At 59.1% G+C, this 22,697-nt stretch carries 16 protein-coding genes; 10 read left to right on the forward strand and 6 right to left on the reverse strand.

Annotated features, from left to right (window positions below):
* Positions 1 to 98 precede the first annotated feature (98 nt).
* Positions 99 to 575, reverse strand: a complete 477-nt coding sequence (locus tag G5287_RS14110) for a glutathione peroxidase (RefSeq protein WP_421231474.1) — start codon at positions 573 to 575, stop codon at positions 99 to 101.
* Positions 576 to 913: 338 nt separating this feature from the next.
* Between G5287_RS14110 and G5287_RS14115 the strand changes: the two genes are divergently transcribed.
* Complete coding sequence (locus G5287_RS14115) at positions 914 to 1,522, forward strand: 2OG-Fe(II) oxygenase (RefSeq protein WP_421231475.1); 609 nt, start codon at positions 914 to 916, stop codon at positions 1,520 to 1,522.
* Between the two features lie 204 nt (positions 1,523 to 1,726).
* Positions 1,727 to 2,716, forward strand: coding sequence for a D-alanine--D-alanine ligase (locus G5287_RS14120; RefSeq protein ID WP_421172197.1), 990 nt, complete (start codon positions 1,727 to 1,729; stop codon positions 2,714 to 2,716).
* Positions 2,717 to 2,887: 171 nt separating this feature from the next.
* Here G5287_RS14120 and mngB read toward each other — a convergent pair whose 3' ends face one another.
* Together mngB and mngA are read right to left on the reverse strand one after the other, a co-directional pair.
* On the reverse strand, positions 2,888 to 5,542 hold the full coding sequence (mngB, locus tag G5287_RS14125) for a mannosylglycerate hydrolase (protein ID WP_421231476.1): 2,655 nt from the start codon (positions 5,540 to 5,542) through the stop codon (positions 2,888 to 2,890).
* 86 nt (positions 5,543 to 5,628) lie between these two features.
* On the reverse strand, positions 5,629 to 7,575 hold the full coding sequence (gene mngA, locus G5287_RS14130; RefSeq protein WP_421231477.1) for a PTS 2-O-a-mannosyl-D-glycerate transporter subunit IIABC: 1,947 nt from the start codon (positions 7,573 to 7,575) through the stop codon (positions 5,629 to 5,631).
* A 247-nt stretch (positions 7,576 to 7,822) separates the two neighbouring features.
* On the opposite strand from mngA, the gene G5287_RS14135 reads away from it, so the two are divergent.
* Positions 7,823 to 8,542, forward strand: a complete 720-nt coding sequence (locus G5287_RS14135; protein WP_005337027.1) for a GntR family transcriptional regulator — start codon at positions 7,823 to 7,825, stop codon at positions 8,540 to 8,542.
* A 116-nt stretch (positions 8,543 to 8,658) separates the two neighbouring features.
* Here G5287_RS14135 and xseA read toward each other — a convergent pair whose 3' ends face one another.
* Positions 8,659 to 10,032 carry an exodeoxyribonuclease VII large subunit gene (xseA, locus tag G5287_RS14140; protein ID WP_421231483.1) on the reverse strand — a complete coding sequence of 458 codons (1,374 nt, stop codon included), beginning with the start codon at positions 10,030 to 10,032 and terminating at the stop codon, positions 8,659 to 8,661.
* 330 nt (positions 10,033 to 10,362) lie between these two features.
* Between xseA and G5287_RS14145 the strand changes: the two genes are divergently transcribed.
* From G5287_RS14145 to G5287_RS14175, 7 genes are all read left to right on the forward strand, one after another.
* On the forward strand, positions 10,363 to 13,569 hold the full coding sequence (locus G5287_RS14145; protein WP_421231478.1) for an alpha-amylase family glycosyl hydrolase: 3,207 nt from the start codon (positions 10,363 to 10,365) through the stop codon (positions 13,567 to 13,569).
* A 634-nt stretch (positions 13,570 to 14,203) separates the two neighbouring features.
* Positions 14,204 to 14,827 (forward strand): YitT family protein, encoded by a 624-nt coding sequence (locus tag G5287_RS14150; protein ID WP_100654792.1) that lies wholly within the window; start codon positions 14,204 to 14,206, stop codon positions 14,825 to 14,827.
* Positions 14,828 to 15,091: 264 nt separating this feature from the next.
* The gene (guaB, locus tag G5287_RS14155) at positions 15,092 to 16,555 is read left to right on the forward strand and encodes an IMP dehydrogenase (RefSeq protein ID WP_005360033.1); all 1,464 of its coding nucleotides are present in this window, start codon (positions 15,092 to 15,094) and stop codon (positions 16,553 to 16,555) included.
* Between the two features lie 84 nt (positions 16,556 to 16,639).
* The gene (guaA, locus tag G5287_RS14160; RefSeq protein ID WP_019445882.1) at positions 16,640 to 18,229 is read left to right on the forward strand and encodes a glutamine-hydrolyzing GMP synthase; all 1,590 of its coding nucleotides are present in this window, start codon (positions 16,640 to 16,642) and stop codon (positions 18,227 to 18,229) included.
* 379 nt (positions 18,230 to 18,608) lie between these two features.
* Complete coding sequence (locus G5287_RS14165; protein WP_040099652.1) at positions 18,609 to 18,881, forward strand: hypothetical protein; 273 nt, start codon at positions 18,609 to 18,611, stop codon at positions 18,879 to 18,881.
* A 349-nt stretch (positions 18,882 to 19,230) separates the two neighbouring features.
* Positions 19,231 to 19,683 (forward strand): hypothetical protein, encoded by a 453-nt coding sequence (locus tag G5287_RS14170; protein WP_421231479.1) that lies wholly within the window; start codon positions 19,231 to 19,233, stop codon positions 19,681 to 19,683.
* A gap of 347 nt (positions 19,684 to 20,030) precedes the next feature.
* Positions 20,031 to 20,504 (forward strand): hypothetical protein, encoded by a 474-nt coding sequence (locus G5287_RS14175; protein WP_421231480.1) that lies wholly within the window; start codon positions 20,031 to 20,033, stop codon positions 20,502 to 20,504.
* A gap of 281 nt (positions 20,505 to 20,785) precedes the next feature.
* Here the strand turns inward: G5287_RS14175 and G5287_RS14180 are convergent, their stop codons facing one another.
* Complete coding sequence (locus G5287_RS14180) at positions 20,786 to 21,613, reverse strand: bifunctional transcriptional activator/DNA repair enzyme AdaA (RefSeq protein WP_421231481.1); 828 nt, start codon at positions 21,611 to 21,613, stop codon at positions 20,786 to 20,788.
* Between the two features lie 51 nt (positions 21,614 to 21,664).
* Entirely contained in the window at positions 21,665 to 22,429 is a 765-nt protein-coding gene (locus tag G5287_RS14185) for an SDR family oxidoreductase (protein ID WP_421231482.1), read from the reverse strand.
* Positions 22,430 to 22,697: the final 268 nt, after the last annotated feature.

The raw sequence follows: 22,697 nt of genomic DNA on the forward strand, positions 1-22,697 counted from the left end.
CACGATATGGAAATGATAACGGGGGCGTAATATAGCAAAAGAGCGGCCGCTGCGCAGTAGCTGTTGTACCGGCCGCTCTTTTGTATCGCGAAAAGCAATCAGAGTAGGTCGCGGATGGGGGTGACCAGACTCTCCGGCTTGGTGGTGGGAGCAAAGCGGTCAACCACCTTGCCATCACGGTCGATCAGGAACTTGGTGAAGTTCCACTTGACGTTTTCGAGCCCCAGCAGCCCCGGTTGCTCTTTCTTGAGCCATTGATAGAGGGGGTGGGCCTGTTCACCGTTGACATCGCACTTGGCCATGATGGGGAAGCTGACCGGATAATCGAGAGAGCAGAAGCGAGCGATCTCGTCCGCATCCCCCGGCTCCTGATTGCCGAACTGGTTGCAGGGGAAGCCCAGGATCACCAACCCCTCTGGCCCCAGCTCGCGATAGAGGGCTTCCAGCCCCTCGTATTGAGGAGTAAAGCCACATCGGCTAGCCACATTGACCACCAGTACCACCTTGCCCGCCAGTTGAGTCAGCGGGTAGGGGCTTCCATCCAGTTGTTGCAAAATAAGGTCGGGCAGAGGCATAAGCAGATCCTTCTCGTGGTTATCCGTGGGGTGTCAGGTCGGTTGTGGCGATGAGCGCCAGCCTAACGACATGATGGTGATGTGGCTACGGTATCGGTTGGCTCTTTTAACGGCAAGGTGAGAGCAAGGATCCGTCCCCTTGATTGCAAGGGCCATCACAGTTTCGACAGCCAATACGCTCCATGGCAGCGCGGGATCACAACTGGCGACAAAAATGCGGGGCGGCGGTCAGCAACTCGCGTATTGATGTTGGGACTTCTCAAGAGAAGCAAACCGGTTTGTGACTTTGCCGGTAAGTCGCTACAAAGCGCCCTCTTTCTACTCATTGTGAGCCAATCTTGGACTATCAAGCTGCCATGGATGCCATTTACACCTGGGGATGGGTGATAGTGGATGATTTTTTGACCGCCACCGAGGTGGATGCCCTCAAAGCCTGTTTGCCAAGCGAATGGCAACCGGCCGGGATCGGCCGTGACGCCCTGCACCAGGGCAATCCCGACATTCGCCGTGACCAGATCCACTGGCTGGAGCCCTCCCTCGGTGCGCCGGTGGCTGACTACCTCGCCCGGATGGAGTCCCTGCGTCTTGCCGCCAACCGGATGCTGATGCTGGGATTGTTCGACTACGAGGCCCACTTCGCCCGCTATCGCAGCGGGGATTTTTACGCTACCCATCGGGATGCCTTTGCCGGTCGCTCCAACCGCCGTCTTACCACCGTGTTTTACCTCAACAACGACTGGCTGCCCGAAGCGGGTGGAGTGCTGCGCATGTATGACGACAAGGAGCTGTTTCTGATGGATGTCAGCCCCAAGGGGGGGCGGCTGGTCATGTTTCTCTCCGAGGAGTTTCCCCATGAGGTGCTGCCTGCCAATCGCGAGCGCTACAGCATTGCCGGTTGGTTTCGGGTCAATGGCAACGGCATGGGAAGGGTCGATCCTCCGCGCTGAGGGGCAATGTGTCCCGATTTTGACACAGGGGAGACTTTTCACTGCAAGAAGTGGGGTCATGGGTCTCCCATCAGCTGACAAGGGTTGATCTCCCTTGCTACACTGGCGCGCACTTATGTTCGTATCTGGCTTCGTCCGGTTTTTATGGTGGTTGGCTTATCAAATGGTCATGACGAGGCCGCTTTTCCCAAGGGATCACATCTAATGAAGAACATGCATGTCTTGCTGCTGTGCGGCGGCGGTGGCTCCGAGCACGAGGTTTCTCTGCGCAGCGCCAATTTCCTCGAGCAACAACTGGGCCTTCTGCCCGGTGTCGAAGTGACCCGCGTCGAGATGTTCGCCGATCGCTGGCTCAGTGCCGATGGCCGCGAGTGCAAGCTGGGGCTCGACAAGCTGCTCTCGTTTGACAGCGTGGCCCGTCCGGTGGATTACGTGGTGCCCTGCATCCACGGCTACCCGGGTGAGACCGGCGATCTGCAATCCTTCCTCGAGCTGGCCGGATTGCCTTATCTCGGTTGCGATGCCGAGGCGAGCAAGATCTGCTTCAACAAGATCAGCACCAAGCTGTGGCTCTCCGCCATCGGCATTCCCAACACCCCGTACCTGTTCCTGACTGAGCAAAATGAGGCGGCGCTGGCCGAGGCCAAAGCTGCGCTGGCCAAGTGGGGAAAGGTCTTTATCAAGGCGGCCTCCCAGGGTTCTTCCGTTGGCTGCTACTCCGCCAGCAACGAAGCGGATCTGGTAAAGGGCATTGCCGACGCCTTCGGTTACTCCGAACAGGTTCTGATCGAGAAGGCGGTCAAGCCGCGCGAGCTGGAAGTGGCGGTTTACCAGTATGGTGACGAGCTGGTGGCGACTTATCCGGGCGAGATCTGCGTGCCGCAGGACAAGTTCTACACCTATGAAGAGAAGTACAGCAGCGCCAGCCATACCGAGACTGCACTGCGTGCCGAGGGGTTGACCCAGGTGCAGGCCGATGCGATCCACGAGTATGCCCTCAAGGCGTTCCGTCAGCTGAAACTGACCCATCTCTCGCGCATCGACTTCTTCCTGACTGAGGAGGGGGAGATCCTGCTGAATGAAATCAATACCTTCCCGGGTATGACCTCCATCTCCATGTTCCCGAAACTGCTGGAGCATCACGGTCACCGCTTCGCCGACTACCTTGAGCAGATCCTGCGCAAGGCCAGCTAAGCGTGCTCTCCCGCTCGCGGGATGAAGCAGAACCCAATAAAAAAATCCCCGCCAATCGGCGGGGATTTTTTTATGCCTTTATCAAGCGGGGCAGGCCAGCTTGAAGGGATAAACAGGCGGGGAGGGGATGACTCTTCCCCGCCTGTTGCTAGCTGTGGGGGTTACCGGCGGTTAGCCGCGAGCCACCCGAAAGCGTACGCTGCGGGAGTGGCACGGCGCCAGCTCGCCAAATTCGCCAGCGGCCAGTTCAAGGGGCAAGGGCTGCTCGTCCATCCGCACCGCTTGCCAGTCGTTCAGGGCGTGTTTGCAGCTCACTTTGCCACCCTCCAGCCGCGCCTGCTCGCTCGGGTTGTAGACCCGGATCACCAGCGCCTCTTCATCCTCTGCCTTTTTCAGGGCGCTCAGCACCGGACCGGAGGGGTCCATGGTGAGCAGGCTGAAGTGGAGCGGGGTGGTGAAGCTTGCCTTGTTGAGCTTCATGGCATCGAACGGGATCTTGTTGTAGCAACGCACCGGAGTGAGATAGCTGCGTGCCGCCTGCATCACGTTGGCGCTGATGTGATCGCCGGCAAACGCCAGCAGGCTGAAACGGCAGCTGAGCTTGCCGCGCACCTGAGAGTCCGGGGTCGGCAGCTTGATGCCGGAGGGGCGACCCGGGCGCAGCAACAGCTCCTCTTTACCGAGTACGCCGACCCCGCGCAGCAGGGTGAGTGCCAGGGTGTCGCACTGTTCGCCGATCACTTCAAACTCGCGCAGGCCATCGCTCAGCACCGCCAGCCCCTGCTTGCCATCTTGCAGGGCGACGAAGTTCATCAGCTGCCAGACCGGAATGGGGGCCTCTTTCCACCCTTCAGCCTCCCAGTTCGCCATGGCGCTGTCGCGGGTGGGGCGGGTAATGCAGCCAAACTGGTTGTCGGAGACCACTGTGTCGCTCGGGAAGGGGGTGGGGATCAGCACCCGCACCCGGTGATCATCGACCTGATTGTCGAGCTCCAGTTCGATGTCGATGCGCGGACTCTGATGTGCAAGCGTGATGCGGCAGGTGACATCAAGGTGGCCGCTGCACTGGCGGCTGGCCCGCTCGGCGAGGTTGGCAGGCAAGGCCATGCGAAGCTTGAGGGTGGCGATGCTCTGCCACGCCTGATGGGTGACCTCACGGGTCACCGCAAACTCGGTGGAGTAACGCAGCCACTCGTCCCGCGATGGCGAGTAGTCATATTCGTCGCCATCATCGGAGCCCTCTTCCAGCGTGAGCACCTGATCAAAGCGAGTGCCGCGCAGCTTGTCCAGGATCTGCAAGGTGCCGTTGTCGTTGAGGGCGATGCGGTAAAAATCGTTCTCCAGCAGCTCGCCGCTGGCCGTCACCGGCTGCTCCACTCCCGGCTGGTTGCCCTCAATATGGAGGGTGCAGTAGCCCATGGCCGGCAGCGGATGGCAGAGCTGGATGTCGTACTCCATAAAGGGGTCGTAGTTGCCGTAGTGCACGATCTGTCTGTCTACCAGTCCCGGGTCAATCTCGCGTCTGGCGCGGATGAAGTAGGGGACCGGCTGGCCCGCCTCATCGCTCAGGGCAAAGGATTGGGCGCGAATGCGGATGCTGGTATTGATCACCTCCTGACGGGGGAAGGGCATCAGGTTGAACAGGCAGAGCTTGTCGGCCACCTGTACCCCGTCTTCACACAACGCCACCGGCATGTTGTCGACAATCTTGCGCATGTAGAAGCGGATCAGGTTCTCGGCCATGTCGTCGGCCAGAATGAAGCGGGTCATCACCTCCTGATGCACCTTGTCGCTGCAGCAGCAGCCGATGCTGTCATGGGCGTGGTTCTTCATGATCTCCTTCCACATCTTCTCCAAAAGCCCGTGGTGGTACTCAAAGCCGAGCGCCCAGGCGATGCTTGCCAGCGGCTCGAGGATGTTGACGATCTTGTTCTCGATGGCGGCATGGGCCAGCTTGATGTCCATCCGGGTGGAGGAGATGGTGCGGTGTACCCGCATGTATTTGCCGTCGTTGAACTCCCCTTTGAGGGTGGCCAGCTGATCGCGGCACGCCTCGATGCGCTCGAAGACCTGCTCGAAGCGGCTCATGTGAAATTCACGCTGGGGGTAGATCTCACGCAGCTTGTCGATGATGGCGAAGATGTTCTGTTGCAGCGGCATCTGGTCGTGGCCGTTGGGCAGCAGGATATCCTGGGTCACCGAGGCCTTCTCCAGCACCTCGAAATAGGATTCGAGCCGCTTGCGCAGGCCCGCCTCGTCTTCCGGCAGGTACTTGCCGATGGCGTAGCCGAGCGGCAGTACCTGGGCGGTCACCTCGCTGCCATCGTTGCTTTGCCAGAGGAACTCGGTCTTGTCGGTGCCGTGGCGCTCGGAGCAGCCGCGCCAGAACATGGCCCGCTCGATCCCGAAGCCGTTGAAGATGTGGGGCAGTTGGGAGGACATGCCGAACGAGTCGGGCAGATAACCGATCTTCATCGGCTCGCCAAGGCTCAGGCAGTCGCGCATCCCGTAGAGCAGATTGCGCAGGATGGACTCGCCGCTCACCTGCATGGTGTCGGTCTGGGTGTACCAGGGGCCGATGATGAGCTTACCCGCTTCCACCAGCGCCTTCACCCGGGCCTTGTTCTCGGGCTGGATGGCGAAGTAATCCTCCAGCACTGCGGTCTGGCCGTCCAGCACATAGAACTTGTAGTCGGGGTCGGATTCAAGCCGCGCCAGGATCTCCGCCATGTTGTTGACCAGCAGGATGCGGGACTCCTCGGTGGTGAAGTACCACTCCCGATCCCAGTGCATGTGCGGCGTGATGTGAACTCGTGAAACTGTCATGACAATGATCCTTTGCTGACGCACGGCGGCCTTTGCCTGCCGTGCGGAAAAATAGTCTGTTGAAAAAGTGGTGGTGAAGATGAGCCTTACTCTGCGGTGACCACCTGATAGGTGCCGCGCTGCATGGCGTGACGGCGCCAGCCGATCAGCACCACAGTGGAGATAAGGGTGCCCACCAGCGCTGCACCGAGCCAGACGGCGGCAGCCATCAGGGCACCGTGGCCGCCATCGTGGAGCAGGAAGAGGGAGAAGATGCCAGCCCCCGGGGTGGAGAGACCAATCCCCATGGCTCCCACCATGGCGCCGGTGACCACCGAGCCTGCGAGGAAGGAGCCGATCACCCGGATCGGATCTTCGATGGCCATCGGAATGGCGCCCTCGGTGATCCCCGCCAGCCCCAGCAGCCAGGTGGACTTGCCGGTCTCGATCTCGAAGGTCTGGAACAGGCGTGGCGCCAGCAGGGTGGAGGCAGTGACGGTAAAGGCCGAGACCATCTTGACCGCGCCGAAGATGGCGTAGGGGCCGTAAACCCCGTTGGCCATGGCGCCGAGGCAGAAGGCGTAGGCCGCCTTGTTGACCGGGCCACCCAGGTCAAACGAGCACATAAAGCCGAGCAGGGCGCCCAGTACCAGCGCATTGGTGCCGGAGAGGCCGTTGAGCCACTCGGTGAGGCTGTTGTTGAGCCAGGCTACCGGCTGGCCGATGACAAACAGCATCAGGCTGCCCGCCACCAGGGTGCCGATCACCGGATAGAGGTAAAAGGTAAGAAAGCCGTTGAAGTTGGGGCTCAGGCGCACATGCTGCTTGACCCAGCGCATCAGGTAACCGGCGATCAGGCCGCCGACCACGCCGCCGAGAAAGCCGGAGCCAATCATGTTGGCGGCCAGTCCCGCCGCAAAGCCCGGGCCCAGCGCCGGTTTGTCTGCCAGCGAATAGGCGGTATAGGCCGCCAGCACCGGTACCATCAGGGTGCCCAGCATGCCGCCGCCCAGCTTACGGTACATCCAGAGCCAGGAGTTCTCGGTATCAAAAAGATGTTGCAGGCCGAAGATCTGGGCCAACAGCACAGAGACGGCGAGCACGGTACCGCCTGCCACGATCAGCGGCACGGCGAAGGAGATACCGCTCAGCAGCGCCTGCTTGAGCTCGGTCTTGAGGCTCACCTTCTTGCCGGTCTGCGCGTCGCTCTGGCTGGGGTTGGGCGTCGGGGCGGTGCGCCCGGCCTTGGCCGCTTCCAGCGCATCATTGAGTATCCGCTCGGCATGGCGGATGGGCTCGGCCACCGGCGTCTCGATCCGGGGGATGCCAGCGAAACGCTCCTGCTCCTTGATGGCCACCTCTGCGGCGAAGATGCAGGCCACGGCAGCATCGAGCGCTTCTTGCGGCAGGCGATCCTCGATGCCGTTGGCACCCTGCTTCTCGACCAGTACCCGAATGCCCAGCTTGCGCCCCGCCTTTTCCAGATACTCGGCAGCCATATAGGTGTGGGCGATCCCCGCCGGGCAGGCGGTGACACAGACCACAGTGGGTTGATTTGTATCTAGGTTGTATTCTTTTGCTGGTTGCTTGCCGCTATCCCCTTCACCATCAAGCAGCGCCATCAGTTGCTCGGCACTTTGAGCCGCCAGCACCGCCTCGCGGGTATCGTCATCCACCAGAGCAGTGGTGAGGGTGGTGAGCAGCTGCATATGGGTGGAGCCCGCCTGATCGGTTGGGATCGCCAGCATGAAGATCAGGTTGACCGGCTCGGGGCCGTCGATCCCCTCCCAGCCCAGCTCCTCGCTCAGGGTCGCGACGGCAAAGGCTGCTTCACGCACCGCATCGCACTTGCCGTGGGGTACCGCCAGCCCTTCGCCAAGGGCGGTGGGGCCCTGCGCCTCGCGGGCCATGACCGCAGCCAGAAAGGCGGCCTTGTCGTGCAGCTTGCCGGCCTGATCGAGCCGATCAGCCAGGGCATGAATGGCCGCATCCCGATCGGCAAACCGGGTTTGCAGCGTGATGAGATGGGGGCCGGTAAGACTGGTCAGATTCATGATGATCCTCTGTCAGGTTGGCTTGCCAGCAAGCCGTCATGGTGAAAGTGACAGCGATGCTAACAAACCGGCCGACTGATTTTTGTGAGTGGTATCATACAATTCGCTATTTGTATTGTTTTTGTATTGTTTGGTCAAGGCGATTTGTTAGGTCAAATGGGGCCAAGCCGTTTTGTCTGCCGGGCAACTGGGGTAGAATGGCGCCTCTTCCATTTATCATGGCGCAGAGCCGACGAGGTGGCCTTTCGTGTCGAAAAAACCCATGTATCGCCAGATAGCCGACACCATCCAGCAGTGGATTGCGCAAGGGGAGCTGGCCCCCGGCGATGCCCTGCCCACCGAAGCCGAGCTGCGCGAGCAGTTCGGGGTGAGCCGGGTGACGGTGCGTCAGGCCCTCAAGCAGCTGACCGAACTCAACGTCATCGAGAGCATTCAGGGCAGCGGCAGCTATGTGCGGCAGGAGAAGGTGAACTACGACATCTATCAGCTCACCAGCCTCTATGAGAAGGTGACCGATCCGGCGGCCGAGACCCACAGCGACATTCTCGCCTTCGAGGTGATCAAGGCAAGCAGCGAGCTGGCCGAGCGGCTCAATCTGCTGGAGGGGGCGCTGGTCTACTACGTCAAGCGGGTGCGCTTTATTCGCCAGATTGCAGTGACGCTGGAGGAGACCTGGATGCCGCTCGCCCTCTTCCCCGACCTCAGCTATGCGGTGATGCAGGGCTCCAAGTACCACTACATCGAAGAGGTGAAGCAGTTGGTGATTGACCGCAGCGAGCAGGAGATCATTCCGGTGCTCCCCTCGGCGCAGGTGGTGGAGGCGCTTGGTATTGACCCTGCCAAGCCCATTATCGAGAAGGTCTCCCGCGGTTTTTTGCAAGATGGCACCGTGTTCGAGTTCAGTCGCAACTTCTTCAAGAGCGATGACTACAAGTTCACCCTGGTCGCTCGCCGCGCCAAGGGGTGAGCAGGCGCAAGCACCCGAGATTAAAAAGGCCACCACCGTGTTTGCGGTGGTGGCCTTTGTTTTTGGCAGATTGCCGGGCTGAATGGCAGATTGGCTGGTGGTTTGATGTAGCCGTTCTACTGCGCAGAGTCTTTGATAACTCCCTCGACCCGTACCTGCAGGCTCCCTTGTGCCAGGGTGGTGATGAGCTGATCGCCACTGTTGACCTGATCGGCGCGGCTGATGACTTCACCACGCGCAGTACGGGTGATGGAGTAACCGCGCCCCAGCGTCGCGAGTGGGCTCACCCCGTCGAGGCGGGCGGTGAGCATGGCGAGGCGGTGGCTCGCCAGATCCTGGCGTTTGGCAATCAGCGCATAGAGCCGCTCCTCGGCCAGCTGGTGGCGGCGCTTGCCCACGGCCAGCAAACGTTCCGGGCTCTTGCTCTGCAGGCGCAGCTCAAGGTTGGTAAGGCGCCGCTCCCCCTGATGCAACCGCTGGCGCAGCAGTTGCTGCAAACGGGTGGAGAGCTCGTCGAGGCGCTGGGATTGCTGCTCCAGCCGCCGCTTCGGATCCTGATGGTCGAGCCGCTTTTGCAGCAGGATGAAATCGTGGCGGGCGGCGGTCTGCTGGCGGCTCATCGCCTGCAGCAGCCGCTGCTTGAGGTGAACCAGACGCTGGGCACGGGCGCTCTGATCCGGCGCAACCAGCTCGGCGGCAGCCGACGGGGTAGGGGCACGCAAGTCGGCGGCAAAGTCGCTGATGGTGACATCCACCTCGTGGCCCACCGCGCTCACCACAGGTATGGCGGAGTGGGCAATGGCACGCGCCACCGCCTCTTCGTTAAAGCACCAGAGATCTTCAAGCGACCCGCCACCACGGCCAACGATCAGTACATCCACCTCGGCGCGCCGGTTCGCTTTGGCGATCGCCGCGACGATCTGGCTGATGGCAGCGCTGCCTTGTACCTGAGTCGGGTAGATAAAGACCGGCAGATCCGGCGCACGCCGCTTGAGCACGGTGAGCATATCGTGCAAAGCCGCGCCGGTGGTGGAGGTGATAAGGCCCACCGCCCGCGGTTCGCGGGGCAGCGGCCGCTTGCGACTCTCGTCAAACAACCCCTCGGCGCCGAGGCGGCGCTTGAGCTCTTCAAAGCGCAGCGCCAGCACGCCGTCGCCTGCCGGCTGCATTGATTCGATGATCAGCTGGTAGTCGCCGCGCGGCTCATAGAGGGAGACCCGCGCCTGCACCAGCACCTGCATGCCATCCTGCGGGCGAAACGCCACCCGCCGGTTGTTGCCCTTGAACATGGCGCAGCGCACCTGCGCCGACATGTCCTTGAGCGAGAAATACCAGTGGCCGGAGCTTGGCATCGCCAGATTGGAGAGCTCGCCGGTCAGCCACACCAGCCCCAGATCCTGCTCCAGGATCATGCGCACGGCGCTGTTGAGGCGGGTGACAGTAAAGACCTGCTGTTGCCTGTTTTGGCCGGATTCGTTGCGATAGTTCAAGGCGGTTCCTGCGCACGGTTCCTCGCCAGCGAAGGCGGAGGAGAGAAACAATGTCGCCATCTTACCCCACTTCACCTCGTCCGCCGAGTCAATGGATCAGGTTGGTCACTCCTCCCTGCAAATCGGTGTTGCATGGAAATGAAAGCGCTATCAATCACATACAGCCAATAGCGAAGTCGATGGTGGTCACATTTTGCGCGTATTCGCCATGAATTGGTTATGGGGAACTCTAGACTGATCGGGCTCATCCGAAGGCGGGACTGTAGCGGATGGGGGAATGCCGGGGCACACCGGCATCACACACAAAACAATGAAAATAAAGGACTATCAATGGCTAGATGGATACTCGCGGCCGGATTGTTGGGAACCCTGATCACGGCGCCGACGTCGGCGGCGGAGTGGTTCTTCCGGGGCACCGCGAATGGATGGGCGGCGACCGCCATGACGTCGACGGACGGCGTCAATTTTGATACCTGCCAGCGCTTCGTGAGCGGGGATGCCAGCGGCGGACCGCGCTTCAAGATAGACAGGTACGGCAACTGGCAGCAGAGCTACCCGGCGGCCGACTACGGGGTCAATGCCAACACGGCGTACCAGATCCGCATCAACGCCAGCACTCAGGCGGTGAGCGCGACGGCGGTGGCCAGTTGCGAGGCCTCGGGGTTTGCCAGCACCTTGCCGCAACTCAACGTACGCGGCACCTTCAACGGCTGGGCAAGCCTCCCCATGACTCTGGTAGGGGATCACCTGTGGCAGGTGGAAGCCTACATGGATGGCAAGGCGAGCCAGCGCCTCAAGTTTGATCAGGCTGGCGACTGGGCCGTCAACTTTGGCGACAGCAACGGCGACGGCGTGCTGGAGAAAAGTGGCGGCGACATCTTCTGGAACGCCGTGGGTACGGTGCGCATCCAGGTCAACGACCAGACCCTGGTCTACAGCATCACCCCCCTTGGGGATGACAACCAGCCGCCGCTCGCGGTCATCACCCCGGGGAGCACGGTGAATGTGACCCAGGGGGCGTCACTGACCTTGAGCGGCAGCGACTCTACGGATCCCGACGGCCAGATCACGAGCTATCTGTGGAGCAGCGGCGAGACCACGGAGAGCATCGTCGTCAGCACCACCCAGACCGGCACCTTCACCTATGGCCTCACGGTCACCGACGATCAGGGCGCCAAGGGCAGCAGCAGCGTGAGCGTGGTGGTTGGGGCAGGACAGAGCAGCGACAGCTGGTACTTCCGGGGCACGACCAACAACTGGGGGCTCACCCCCATGACCATCGAGGATGGTACCACCTTCTGCACCGAGCAGGCCTTTGGCAGTAACAACCCCCGCTTCAAGATTGACCACAAGGGGGACTGGACCGAGGCGTATCCGGCCCAGGATTACCTGGTTAGCGCCAACACCCGCTATCGCATCTGCTTTGACAGCCTGCGCAAGGCCATCGAGGTGGAGACGCTGGCCGGGGCCGATCTGCAGGCCCCCACGGTGACGGCCACCCCGGCCCCGGGGAGTTATCTGGACAGCCAGTCCATCACCCTGGGGGTGAGCGACGATCAGGACAGCGCCCCCGCCGTGCATTTCACCACGGACGGCAGCCAGCCCACCACTGCGTCGGCCCGCTATGCAGGCCAGCCCTTGGTGGCGAGCGACAAGGGGAGCGGCACCGATCTGGTGATCCGCACCCTTGCCATTGACGCCAGCGGCAATCAGCGCGAGCAGCGCTTCGAGTACCGTATCGGCGAGCAGGGTGTGGCGAGCGGCGATTTTCGTGCCGAGAGCATCTACTTCCTGCTGACCGCCCGCTTCTATGATGGCGATCCCAGCAACAACTACCATAACCGGGATCGCTACAAAGCGGGGGATCCCCATTGGCGCGGCGACTTCAAGGGCTTGATCGCCAAGATCGACTACATCAAGGATCTCGGCTTCACCGCCATCTGGGTGACGCCACCGGTGGAGAACCGCTCCGGCCTCGACTACCACGGCTACCACGCCTACGACTTCTACCGGGTCGATCCCCGTCTGGAGTCGTCGGGGGCGGGTTACCGGGAGTTCATCCAGGCGGCCCACGCCAAGGGGCTCAAGGTGATCCAGGATGTGGTGCTCAACCACTCGAGCCAGTACGGCCTGCGCGGCAAGACCTGGATCGATCGCCTGCCCGTCAAATACTACGTACCGGCGGGGTCGAGCCAGGGGCTCATCAACAACGGCCCCTATCAGGGCAACCTCGGGGACTACGCTAGCGCCAACCGCTGTGACGACGACAACCCGGTGGCTCCCGACTGGTACAAGGCCCGCTGCCAGTCCGATCCGGCGGGCACCCAGCCTCTGGTGGACCCCAAGACAGGCGCCACCGTGCCGAGTGCTGGCTACAACCCCAACCGCTTCTTCGGCATCGACGCCCAGACCCTGGATCCCGCCTGGTATCACCTGGACGGTTTCATGTCAGGCGGTGACTGGGAGAGCCCGCTCGCCCTGCAGCGCAAACACATGGCGGGGGATTGCATCGATCTCGCCACCGGCAACCAGAACGTCAAGGACTACCTCAACGGCGCCATCCGCCAGTACCTCGACATGGGGGTTGACGCCATTCGCATCGATACCTTGAAGCACATCGAGCGGGACGAGCTGCTGACCTATGTCCACGACTGGCAGGCCCACAAGCCGGGGTTGTTCGTCTTTGGCGAGAACCTGGTCAAGGGCACCGGCTGGGGCTCTGAGCTGGCCAACGACAATGCCTCGGCGGTGATCCGTCCCTGGTGGTATACCCGCACCACGCCGAACCCGGCGGATCCCCGGGCAGGGGGCGATTCCGGCCTCTCTGTGCTGGACTTCTCCCTCTTCTCCACCTTCCGTGACAACGTCACCCGGGGGAGCTTTGGCGGGGTGGGCGGGATCTTTGCCATGGACTGGGTCTATGGGGATGCCACCAAGCTCATCACCTTCTTCCAGAACCATGACGTGGGGCCGGACAACGACTTCAAGTACCGCTACGGCGGGGAAGAGGGCAATGCGGCCATGACCTACAACCTGCTCTGGACGGCACGGGGCATCCCGACCCTCTACTACGGGGAGGAGGTGATGTTCCAGGCGGGCAAGCCTCAGGATATCGACGGGGCCACCATGACGGTGGATCAGACTGGTCGTGCCTACTACGGGGAGGTGCTGGACAACCCGGCCACTCCGAGCCACCCGCTCTACCAGCACATCAAGCGCCTGAACCAGATCCGCAAGGCGGTGCCAGCCCTGCAGAAGGCGCCCATGAGCCAGGTGAACGAGTGGGGCAGCGGCATCAGCTTCGTGCGTGACCTGAGCGCTCAAGGCAGCTACGCTGCCGTGGGCCTCGCGGCCAGTTCGGCCCAGCAAATAAACCTGAGTGGCCTGAAGAACGGCACCTATACGGATGCGGTGACCGGCGCGAGTCAGAACGTCAGCAACGGCAGTCTGAGCTTTGCGGTGCCCGCCTATTCGGCACGGGTCTGGGTACTGAACGGCCCGGGCAAGGTGGGCGTTGACGGTAAATATCTCAAATAAGGAAAGCCTGTCACAGTGTGCAGCGAGTCGGCCTTGGGGCCGACTTTTTTATGCCGCATATCAAGGGATCGAGGGAGATGGACCAGACGGGGAAGGCAATAAGCAGTAGCGTCGACATCGCTTGGGAGCAAGCGGCATCCGAGGGTGGCTTGCTCTGTTATGGTGCTTTCGCCCCAAAGTGGTGCGCATCATCGACATTGGCAGCAGGAACCCACCTTGGAGAAATATGCCGTATCCACCCTATGCCCCTCCTGTGACGAGCATGATTCATGCTGCCATGTGGCACCATATCAACATGATCCACTTAATAACGGGCTTTAAAAGGGGAGATGGTGAGCTGCCTTCAGTGTGGCTGGTCAAACATGCTGATGCAGCCTGATGTTTGTCCCATGAATGGGTGTGTTGCTCCTGTCATAGGCAGAATGTCGGAATTTAAATTTGATTTTTCAGCTTATCCTGGATGCTTGTGTTGATTGGCGCTTTTTTTGCTGAGTCTTGTGATGTCGGCAGGGGGACCGGCAGGGGGACCGGCAGGGGAAATGGCCAGGGCGCCCGAGTATGCCGACCCCTTCGGCCCAGTGACTGGTGCCCTGATGTCACAGCAAACATGGAGAGGAGTCATATGGAGAGTGAAATGACCATGTCGCCCGTGCCGGCGACCAAAGCCCTGGCCCACACCCTCAAGGACGATGTTTATGGCATGGTGCTCGGGGTCATGTTTATCGCGGTCGGTCTCAACCTGCTCAAGTGTTCCGGCATGATCACCGGTGGCATCGCGGGCATCGCCCTGCTGCTCGCCCATGTCAGCAGTTTGCCCATCGGGGTTCTGTTCTTCATGGTCAACATGCCCTTCATGGTGTTTTGTTACTTCACCATGGGGCGCGCCTTTACCATCAAGACGCTGATCGTCAACGTTACCCTCTCGGCGGCCACCCAGGCGGTACCGCTGCTGCTGACGGTGAGCTATGTCCACCCACTGTTTGCCGCCTTGGTAGGGGGGACCTTTCTCGGCATGGGGGTGTTGTCTCTGGCGCGCCACAATGCCTCCGTAGGTGGCACCGGGGTGGTAACGCTCTGGCTGCAACGGCGCGTTGGCATCAACGCGGGAAAGAGCCAGATGGTGCTTGATGTGCTGGTGTTTGCACTCTCCCTGCTCACCTTGCCACTGCCCTTGCTGCTCTGGTCCACCCTGAGTGCGCTGGCGATGAACGCCATGCTGATGAATTGGCACAAGCCAGGTCGCTATCAGGGAAACTGAACACCCGGCTGCACATAATTGGATCATTGAAAATGCTGTTCCGGGAGGTTGGAGGGAGAAAGGGGCTCAACGACAAAAAAGATCATCTTGTCGTGAAAAAAGGCATGATTACAGCTGAATTTATTAGTTTTTTGCGCCGTTGGCCGCCTAAAAGAGGGCTATGCCATAAAAAATTCAAAAAACTTCTTTACCAGTGACCAATGCGTGAGTAAACTTCGTCGGCAATATTTTACACCCCCACTTCCTCAACGGTGAGATATTGCCATGCTCAGGATTGCCAAAGAAGCGTTAACCTTCGACGATGTACTGTTGGTTCCCGCCCACTCCGAAGTTCTTCCCAATACTGCCGATCTGCGTACCAAGCTGACCTCCGCCATCAGCTTGAACATCCCGATGATCTCCGCTGCCATGGACACAGTGACCGAAGCCCGTCTGGCTATTGCACTGGCCCAGGAAGGCGGTATCGGCTTTATCCACAAGAACATGTCCATCGAGCAGCAGGCTGCCGAAGTGCGCAAGGTCAAGAAGTACGAGAGCGGCGTGGTCACTGACCCCGTTACCGTGCGCCCTGACATGACCATCGCCCAAATCAAGGAGCTGAGCCACAAGAACGGCTTCGCCGGTTACCCCGTGGTGACTGACGGCAATCAGCTGGTCGGTATCATCACCGGCCGCGACGTGCGCTTCGTGATTGACCTCTCCCAGACCGTTGAACAGATCATGACCCAGAAAGATCGTCTGGTCACCGTGCGTGAAGGGGCCCCTCGCGAAGAGGTGGTTGCCCTGATGCAAAAGCACCGTATCGAAAAAGTGCTGGTGGTGAACGCCGACTTCAAACTCAAGGGCATGATCACCGTTAAAGATTTCCAGAAAGCCGAGCGCAAGCCCCACGCCTGTAAAGATGACAAGGGTCGTCTGCGGGTCGGTGCTGCGGTTGGTGCCGGTGCCGGTAACGAAGAGCGCGTCGCTGCGCTGGTGGAAGCCGGTGTTGACGTGCTGCTGATCGACTCCTCCCACGGCCACTCCCAGGGCGTGCTGGATCGCATCAAGGCCACTCGCGACGCCTATCCGGATCTGCAGATCATCGGTGGCAACGTGGCGACCGCCGCAGGCGCCAAGGCGCTGGCTGCTGCCGGTGTCAATGCGGTCAAGGTCGGTATCGGCCCGGGCTCCATCTGTACTACCCGTATCGTGACCGGCGTGGGCGTGCCCCAGATCACCGCCATCTCCGACGCTGTTGACGCGCTGGAAGGCACCGGCATTCCGGTGATTGCCGATGGCGGTATCCGCTTCTCCGGCGACATCGCCAAGGCCATCGCCGCGGGCGCCAGCTGCGTCATGGTCGGCTCCATGTTCGCCGGTACTGAAGAAGCACCGGGCGAGATCGAGCTCTATCAGGGTCGCTCCTTCAAATCCTACCGTGGTATGGGTTCTCTGGGCGCCATGTCCAAAGGCTCCAGCGACCGCTACTTCCAGACCGACAACGCCGCCGACAAGCTGGTGCCGGAAGGCATCGAAGGTCGCGTGCCGTACAAGGGCCGCCTCAAAGAGATCATCCATCAGCAGATGGGCGGCCTGCGCTCCTCCATGGGCCTGACCGGCAGCGCCACCATCGACGACATGCGCACCAAGGCTGAGTTCGTGCGCATCTCCGGCGCCGGGATGAAAGAGTCCCACGTCCACGATGTGACCATTACCAAAGAAGCCCCCAACTATCGGATGGGCTGATAAAACGGGGCCCTGCGCCCCGTTTTTCCACCCTTTTTTTATCCCGTGCCCTTTGTGACAACATCAGCCTGATGCAGGAATAAAATGACTAAAGACATTCACCAGCACCGTATCCTTATCCTCGACTTCGGTTCCCAGTACACCCAGCTGATCGCCCGCCGTGTGCGCGAAATCGGCGTTTATTGCGAACTGTGGGCCTGGGACGTAACCGAAGAGCAGATCCGCGAATTCAATCCGAGCGGCATCATCCTCTCCGGCGGCCCCGAGTCCGTCACCGAAGCGGGCAGCCCCCGTGCCCCCGAGTATGTGTTCAACGCCGGTGTCCCAGTGTTCGGCATCTGCTACGGCATGCAGACCATGGCCGAGCAGCTGGGTGGCAAGGTGCAATCCTCTACCGAGCGTGAATTCGGTTACGCCAAGGTGGAAGTGCTGGGCGAAGCTGGCAAGAGCAGCGCCCTCTTGCGCAATATCGAAGATGCCATCGCCGACAACGGCAATGCCCTGCTGGATGTCTGGATGAGCCACGGTGACAAGGTCACCACCATTCCGGCCGACTTCACCACCATCGCCCAGACCCCGACCTGCCCGCACGCGGCCATGGCGTGTGAGGCCAAGCGCTTCTACGGCGTGCAGTTCCACCCGGAAGTGACCCACACCCGTCAGGGTGCCCGCATGCTGGAGCACTTCGTCAAAGACATCTGCGGCTGCGAATGCCTGTGGACCCCGGCCACCATCATCGACGACGCCGTTGCCCGCATCCGCGAGCAGGTGGGCGACGATGAAGTGATCCTCGGTCTCTCCGGTGGTGTCGACTCCTCCGTGGTTGCCATGCTGGTGCACCGCGCCATCGGTGATCGTCTCACCTGCGTCTTTGTGGACAACGGTCTGCTGCGTCTGAACGAAGGCGAGCAGGTGATGGAGATGTTTGGTGACCACTTTGGTCTGAACATCATCAAGGTTGAAGCCGAAGAGCGCTTCCTCTCTGCCCTGGCCGGTGTGGACGAGCCGGAAGCCAAGCGCAAGATCATCGGCCGCGTCTTCGTCGAAGTGTTTGATGATGAAGCGAAAAAGCTGAAAAACGCCAAGTGGCTGGCGCAAGGCACCATCTATCCGGACGTTATCGAATCCGCTGCCAGCAAGACCGGCAAAGCCCACGTCATCAAGTCTCACCACAACGTCGGCGGCCTGCCGGAAGAGATGAAGATGGGTCTGGTCGAGCCGCTGCGCGAACTGTTCAAAGACGAAGTGCGCCGCGTTGGTCTGGAGCTGGGTCTGCCCTACGACATGCTCTACCGTCACCCGTTCCCGGGCCCGGGTCTGGGCGTGCGCGTCCTTGGCGAAGTGAAGAAAGAGTACTGCGATATTCTGCGCCGCGCCGATGCAGTCTTTATCGAAGAGCTGCGCAAAGCTGACCTCTACAACCAGGTCAGCCAGGCGTTCGCCGTCTTCCTGCCGGTGCGCTCCGTTGGCGTCATGGGCGATGGTCGCAAATATGACTGGGTCATTGCGCTTCGCGCCGTCGAGACCATCGACTTTATGACCGCCCACTGGGCTCACCTGCCGTACGACTTCCTCGGTCACGTATCAAACCGCATCATCAATGAGATCAACGGTATCTCCCGCGTGGTGTACGACGTTTCCGGCAAGCCGCCCGCAACCATCGAATGGGAATAAGCGGCTCGCGCCGTTCTGCCCTTCGAGCATAAAAATGCAAAAAGACGCCCTTGAGGCGTCTTTTCTTTTCTCAATCGTTTGCGCAACACATCTTCTTTTTTCGAGCAGCTTTTTCGCCACCTTGCCCCTGTCATATGTGACAGGGGCATTTTTGCCATCCCGCACTAGGCTCTCTCATGCCAATTGAGCCCGCTGTCAACAGCGGCTTGTGGCTGGGGGGAGGGCTGATCCAGTTGCAGATAGCTGCGCAAACGGGCCCATCGTCATCGCGCCAACCGGCAGTGATGACACCCCGGTGGAGACCGGAAACCACTTGAATCAACGGGGCGCAGCCCGAACGGCCAAACGAGTCGGGATCATAGAGCACGGAGAGTTTGATATGTCAGAACAAGCAGTGTTGGTGGGTGGATGGACCGCATATCACAAGCTGACCGCCGAGGATCAGGCGGTATTTGATCAGGCGCTGAAAGGATTTGTCGGGGTGCAGTACGTACCCTTTGAAGTCTCCACCCAGGTGGTGGCAGGCACCAACTACCGCTTCAAGTGCAAGAGCACTGTGCCGCTCGCCCAGCCGATCCATGGCGAAGCCGTGGTGCAGATCTTCCAGTCTCTGGATGGCTCGGCCCATATCACCTCCATCACCCCGATCTGATTGGGTTGTGGGGCAAGATGGGGAGGGGAATAACCTCCAACCTTTTTGCTCAAAGTCCTTAAAATAAGAAAGACGCCTTAGGGCGTCTTTCTTATTTCCACCACCAGTTATCTCTGATGCATGGTACAGTATTTGTACTTATTGATTAATTTGTTGATCTTGCTCAGGAAACTATCATCATCTGCTTTTGCTTATCTGTCTTGCTCGCTAGGATATCCGTCTGGATATGACCTCTTTGGAGTTACCAATGAATCAGAACAGATATATTGCGTAGGGGAGAAATCAAGCAAACACTTTCAGATCCCAGTAATAGTAATGCAATGATTTAAAATTATTTTTTTGAGGTGGCATGAATAAAATCACTAAATATATTTTGAGCAAGTTGTTAAATCAGCCATGCCCTATTCAAATTCCTCGAAGTGGAGAGTTAGGAAAGCAGGTTAACTGCTATTCCATAAGTATTTATAATGGCGATGTCCCAATCATGCTCGTTAACTCTATTGAAGAAAATGGGTTAAATGGCAATCATTTTGAAGGTGGGGGATTCTGTACAGAGGCTGTAATTCCTTTTTCGCTTTATTCTGGCTTGAGTTTACGAGTTGATCATTATCATGGGCTGGTGACACATACATATAACGGCGTGCTAGATTATATCCTTCATGAATGGACTGGGTTATATAAGCTACAGTCAATATATATTTTAGCAAAACATTCTGTCCCACAATATTTTTTCAACAAGAGAAACTTACAACTACCAAAGAGAATGAAGATTCTAGAAAGTATAGTTTCCAGGCAATCATAAGAGCCTCACAAATCATTTTCGTCGCTTGACCTAATGAGTTACATATATTCAATTAGGTGGTATTTGCATCCACAGAAAACAGAATTGCGTAAAAAAATGGATCTGTATTTATCATCATTCGTAGCATCAGGAGAGTTGAAAAATAATGGTAGTAGCTTCGAGTTTATAATCACAGGTAAAGCTATAGCCACTTTAGAGCAATATCAAATTGAGACTGCAAGGGCGAAATCTGCCAAGTCCGCAAACTCTTGGATGCTTAGACTTACGGCTATATTAGCATTTTTTGCTGCCTTTCAGTCTGGCTTAATTAAGTCACCGGTGTGGATTGATCTAGGTAAGATTTTGGAATGGCTGTCATTGTTCATGTAACAATGCCATTAAATTCACTTCCTACGGTCGTCAGAAGCTTGGAGTTACGTGCTTTTGCGAATAAGTTAAATCTAGGAGTAAATTCGAAAGAATTTTTGCCATATTTGCCGACTTTGATTACAACGTTAATTGTTGTTCCTATCGGTATTTATCTACAAACACGGTTAAAAAATCTTGCGCATAGCAATGACTTTTTGAAAGCTATTGAACAGCTAAAAAAGAATACGGAAGCGGTGGAAAGCATAAAAAGGCAGTTTGATGAAAAATACTGGGTAAAGCAGCAAGTTTGGGATACTAAGCGTCTTGCCTATGAAGAAATACTATCTTGCCTGTATTTAACAAAAGAGTATATCGAAGACAAAATAGCATATTTAACTGATTATAAAGGTAGTTTTATTTGTATCGGGAGTTCTATTTACGACTTTGAAGACAAGTGCCGTAGGGTGCAATGAAATTGCACCGCTAATTTGGTTTCTGCTGTTTTGCACAAAAGCCGCTCGGCAAACGGTGCAATGCGCTGCGCTTATTGCACCCTACGTCTTTTCGTCAATTCGCTGGGGGGCGGCTGAGCGCCATGCCTTGCCAAAGCAACAAAAGGGGCGATCTGCGCCCCGAATTCTTCTGATCTCCCCGCTTTATATCGCCGTACGCTGTCTGGCGCTGTCTGATTGTTTGCTGACTCACCACCAACAGTTCTGTTTCTCCCCCATCAGGCGAGCAGAAAAGGCCACCTTCACTCATACCTCGCCGCTTCCCAGGCGTGTATCGCCTGTTTGCGGGTCTCGCCCCAGTGATAGCCGCCGAGTTTGCCGTTTTGCTGGATGACCCGGTGGCAGGGGATCATCAAGGCGACGGGGTTGGCGCCCACCGCCAGCCCCACGGCGCGGGCGGCTTTGGGGTTGCCGACGGCGTTCGCCACCTGGGCGTAGCTCACAACCTTGGCGGGCGGGATCTGCAGCAGCGCCCGCCAGACGCTGATCTGAAAGTTGGTGCCGCTCACGTGCAGCGAGATGGGGCGATCCGGCGCCTTGCTGCCATCGAACATGGTGTGGATGACCCCCTGGGTGCGTGATGGCGCTTCTTGCAGCCTTGCCGCAGGCCAGCTGCGGGCGAGGTCGGCCAGTGGAGCCTCTGGGGCCTTTTCATCGAGAAACGAGAAGTTGCACACCCCCCGCGGGGTCAGGGCGACGAATGCCTGACCGAAGGGGGTGTCGTGCACCCCGTGATCGATAACCAGCCCGGCCCCGCGCTGCTTGTACTCGCCCGGCGTTACCGCTTCGAGCTGCACGAAGTGATCGTAGAGCCGCGAGCCGCTGCTAAGGCCTAGGGTATCGGCCACCTCAAGCAGCGGGCGCGACTCCTGCAACAGCGCCTTGGCCCGCTCCAGAGTCAGCACCTGCAGATAGCGTTTGGGTGTCACTCCGGCCCAGCGGCTGAACAGCCGCTGGAAGTGAAAGGGACTTAAGTGAACGTGCGCCGCTATCTCGTCCAGAGTGGGCTGGCGCTCCACCTGACTTGCGATAAAACGGATGGCATCGGCGATGCGGGCGTAATCAGTCATAAGGCGCTCTCACGATAAGGTTTCAGTCGCAGGCTGTGGGGGGCGACAAGGTCATGTGCGACAAATAGATACCCCACCATCGGCCAGCAGGGCAATGCCGGTGGTAAAGCTGGATGCATCGGACGCGAGATAGAGGGCCGAGCGGGCGATCTCCTCCGGTTGGGCCAGCCGTTTGAGGGCATGCATATTCTGCACAAAGGCGAGACTCTCCGGCGTATCGGTAAAGGCCCGCCCCATGGGGGTGTCAGTACCCCCCGGCAGCAGGGCGTTGACCCGAATACCTTGTGCCCCATATTCGGCAGCCAGCACCCGGGTCAGACCGATGAGGCCTGCCTTGCTCGCCGCATAGGCCGCCATACCGGGCAGCCCCAGGGTATGGCCGACAAAGGTAGAGGTAAAAATAAGCGAGCCGCCGCCACGCGCCAGCATGGCGGGGATCTGGTACTTGGCTCCCACAAAGGCGCTGGTGAGGTTGGTATCCAGAATTTCCTGCCACTGCGCCAATTCAAGCTCCTTTACGCTGCCCTGCGTGCCTGTGGTACCGGCGTTGTTGAAGGCGATATCGAGCCCGCCGAAACGAGTTAGCGCGAGCTCCACCAGATCGCGGGCGTAACTCTCGCTTTTCACATCTCCCGCCAGACTCACCGCCTGGCCCCCCTCGTGGCGGATCTCCTCCACCAGCAGATCCAGCTCGGGCTGGCGGCGGGCGCCGACGACGACACTGGCCCCTTCGCGGGCAAACAGGATGGCGCTGGCGCGACCGATGCCGGAGCTGGCGCCGGTGATAATGGCGACCTTGTTGGACAGTAATGACATGGCAGTTCCCTCGCTGAGTGTGTTGTGTGCCAGCTAAGTGGTACACATGGTTGACTGTGGGTTGGAACCTCAAGGGGTCGGCCCCACTCGGGTTTGATCCACACTATGGCAACCACTCCTCGCTGGAACGACCCGAATCTTGCTCTCTTTGTCCCCAAGTCGTTTTGCGACATGTCGATACAGTCCTTCGCCTGTCTAGTCCTGAAATAGGTTTACACATTTTCAACTAGCATTTCTCTACTCAGAACCCCCTATGTACCGCATCGGG

The sequence above is a fragment of the Aeromonas sp. 603079 genome, assembly GCF_049172135.1.
GTDB classification, from domain to species: domain Bacteria; phylum Pseudomonadota; class Gammaproteobacteria; order Enterobacterales; family Aeromonadaceae; genus Aeromonas; species Aeromonas veronii.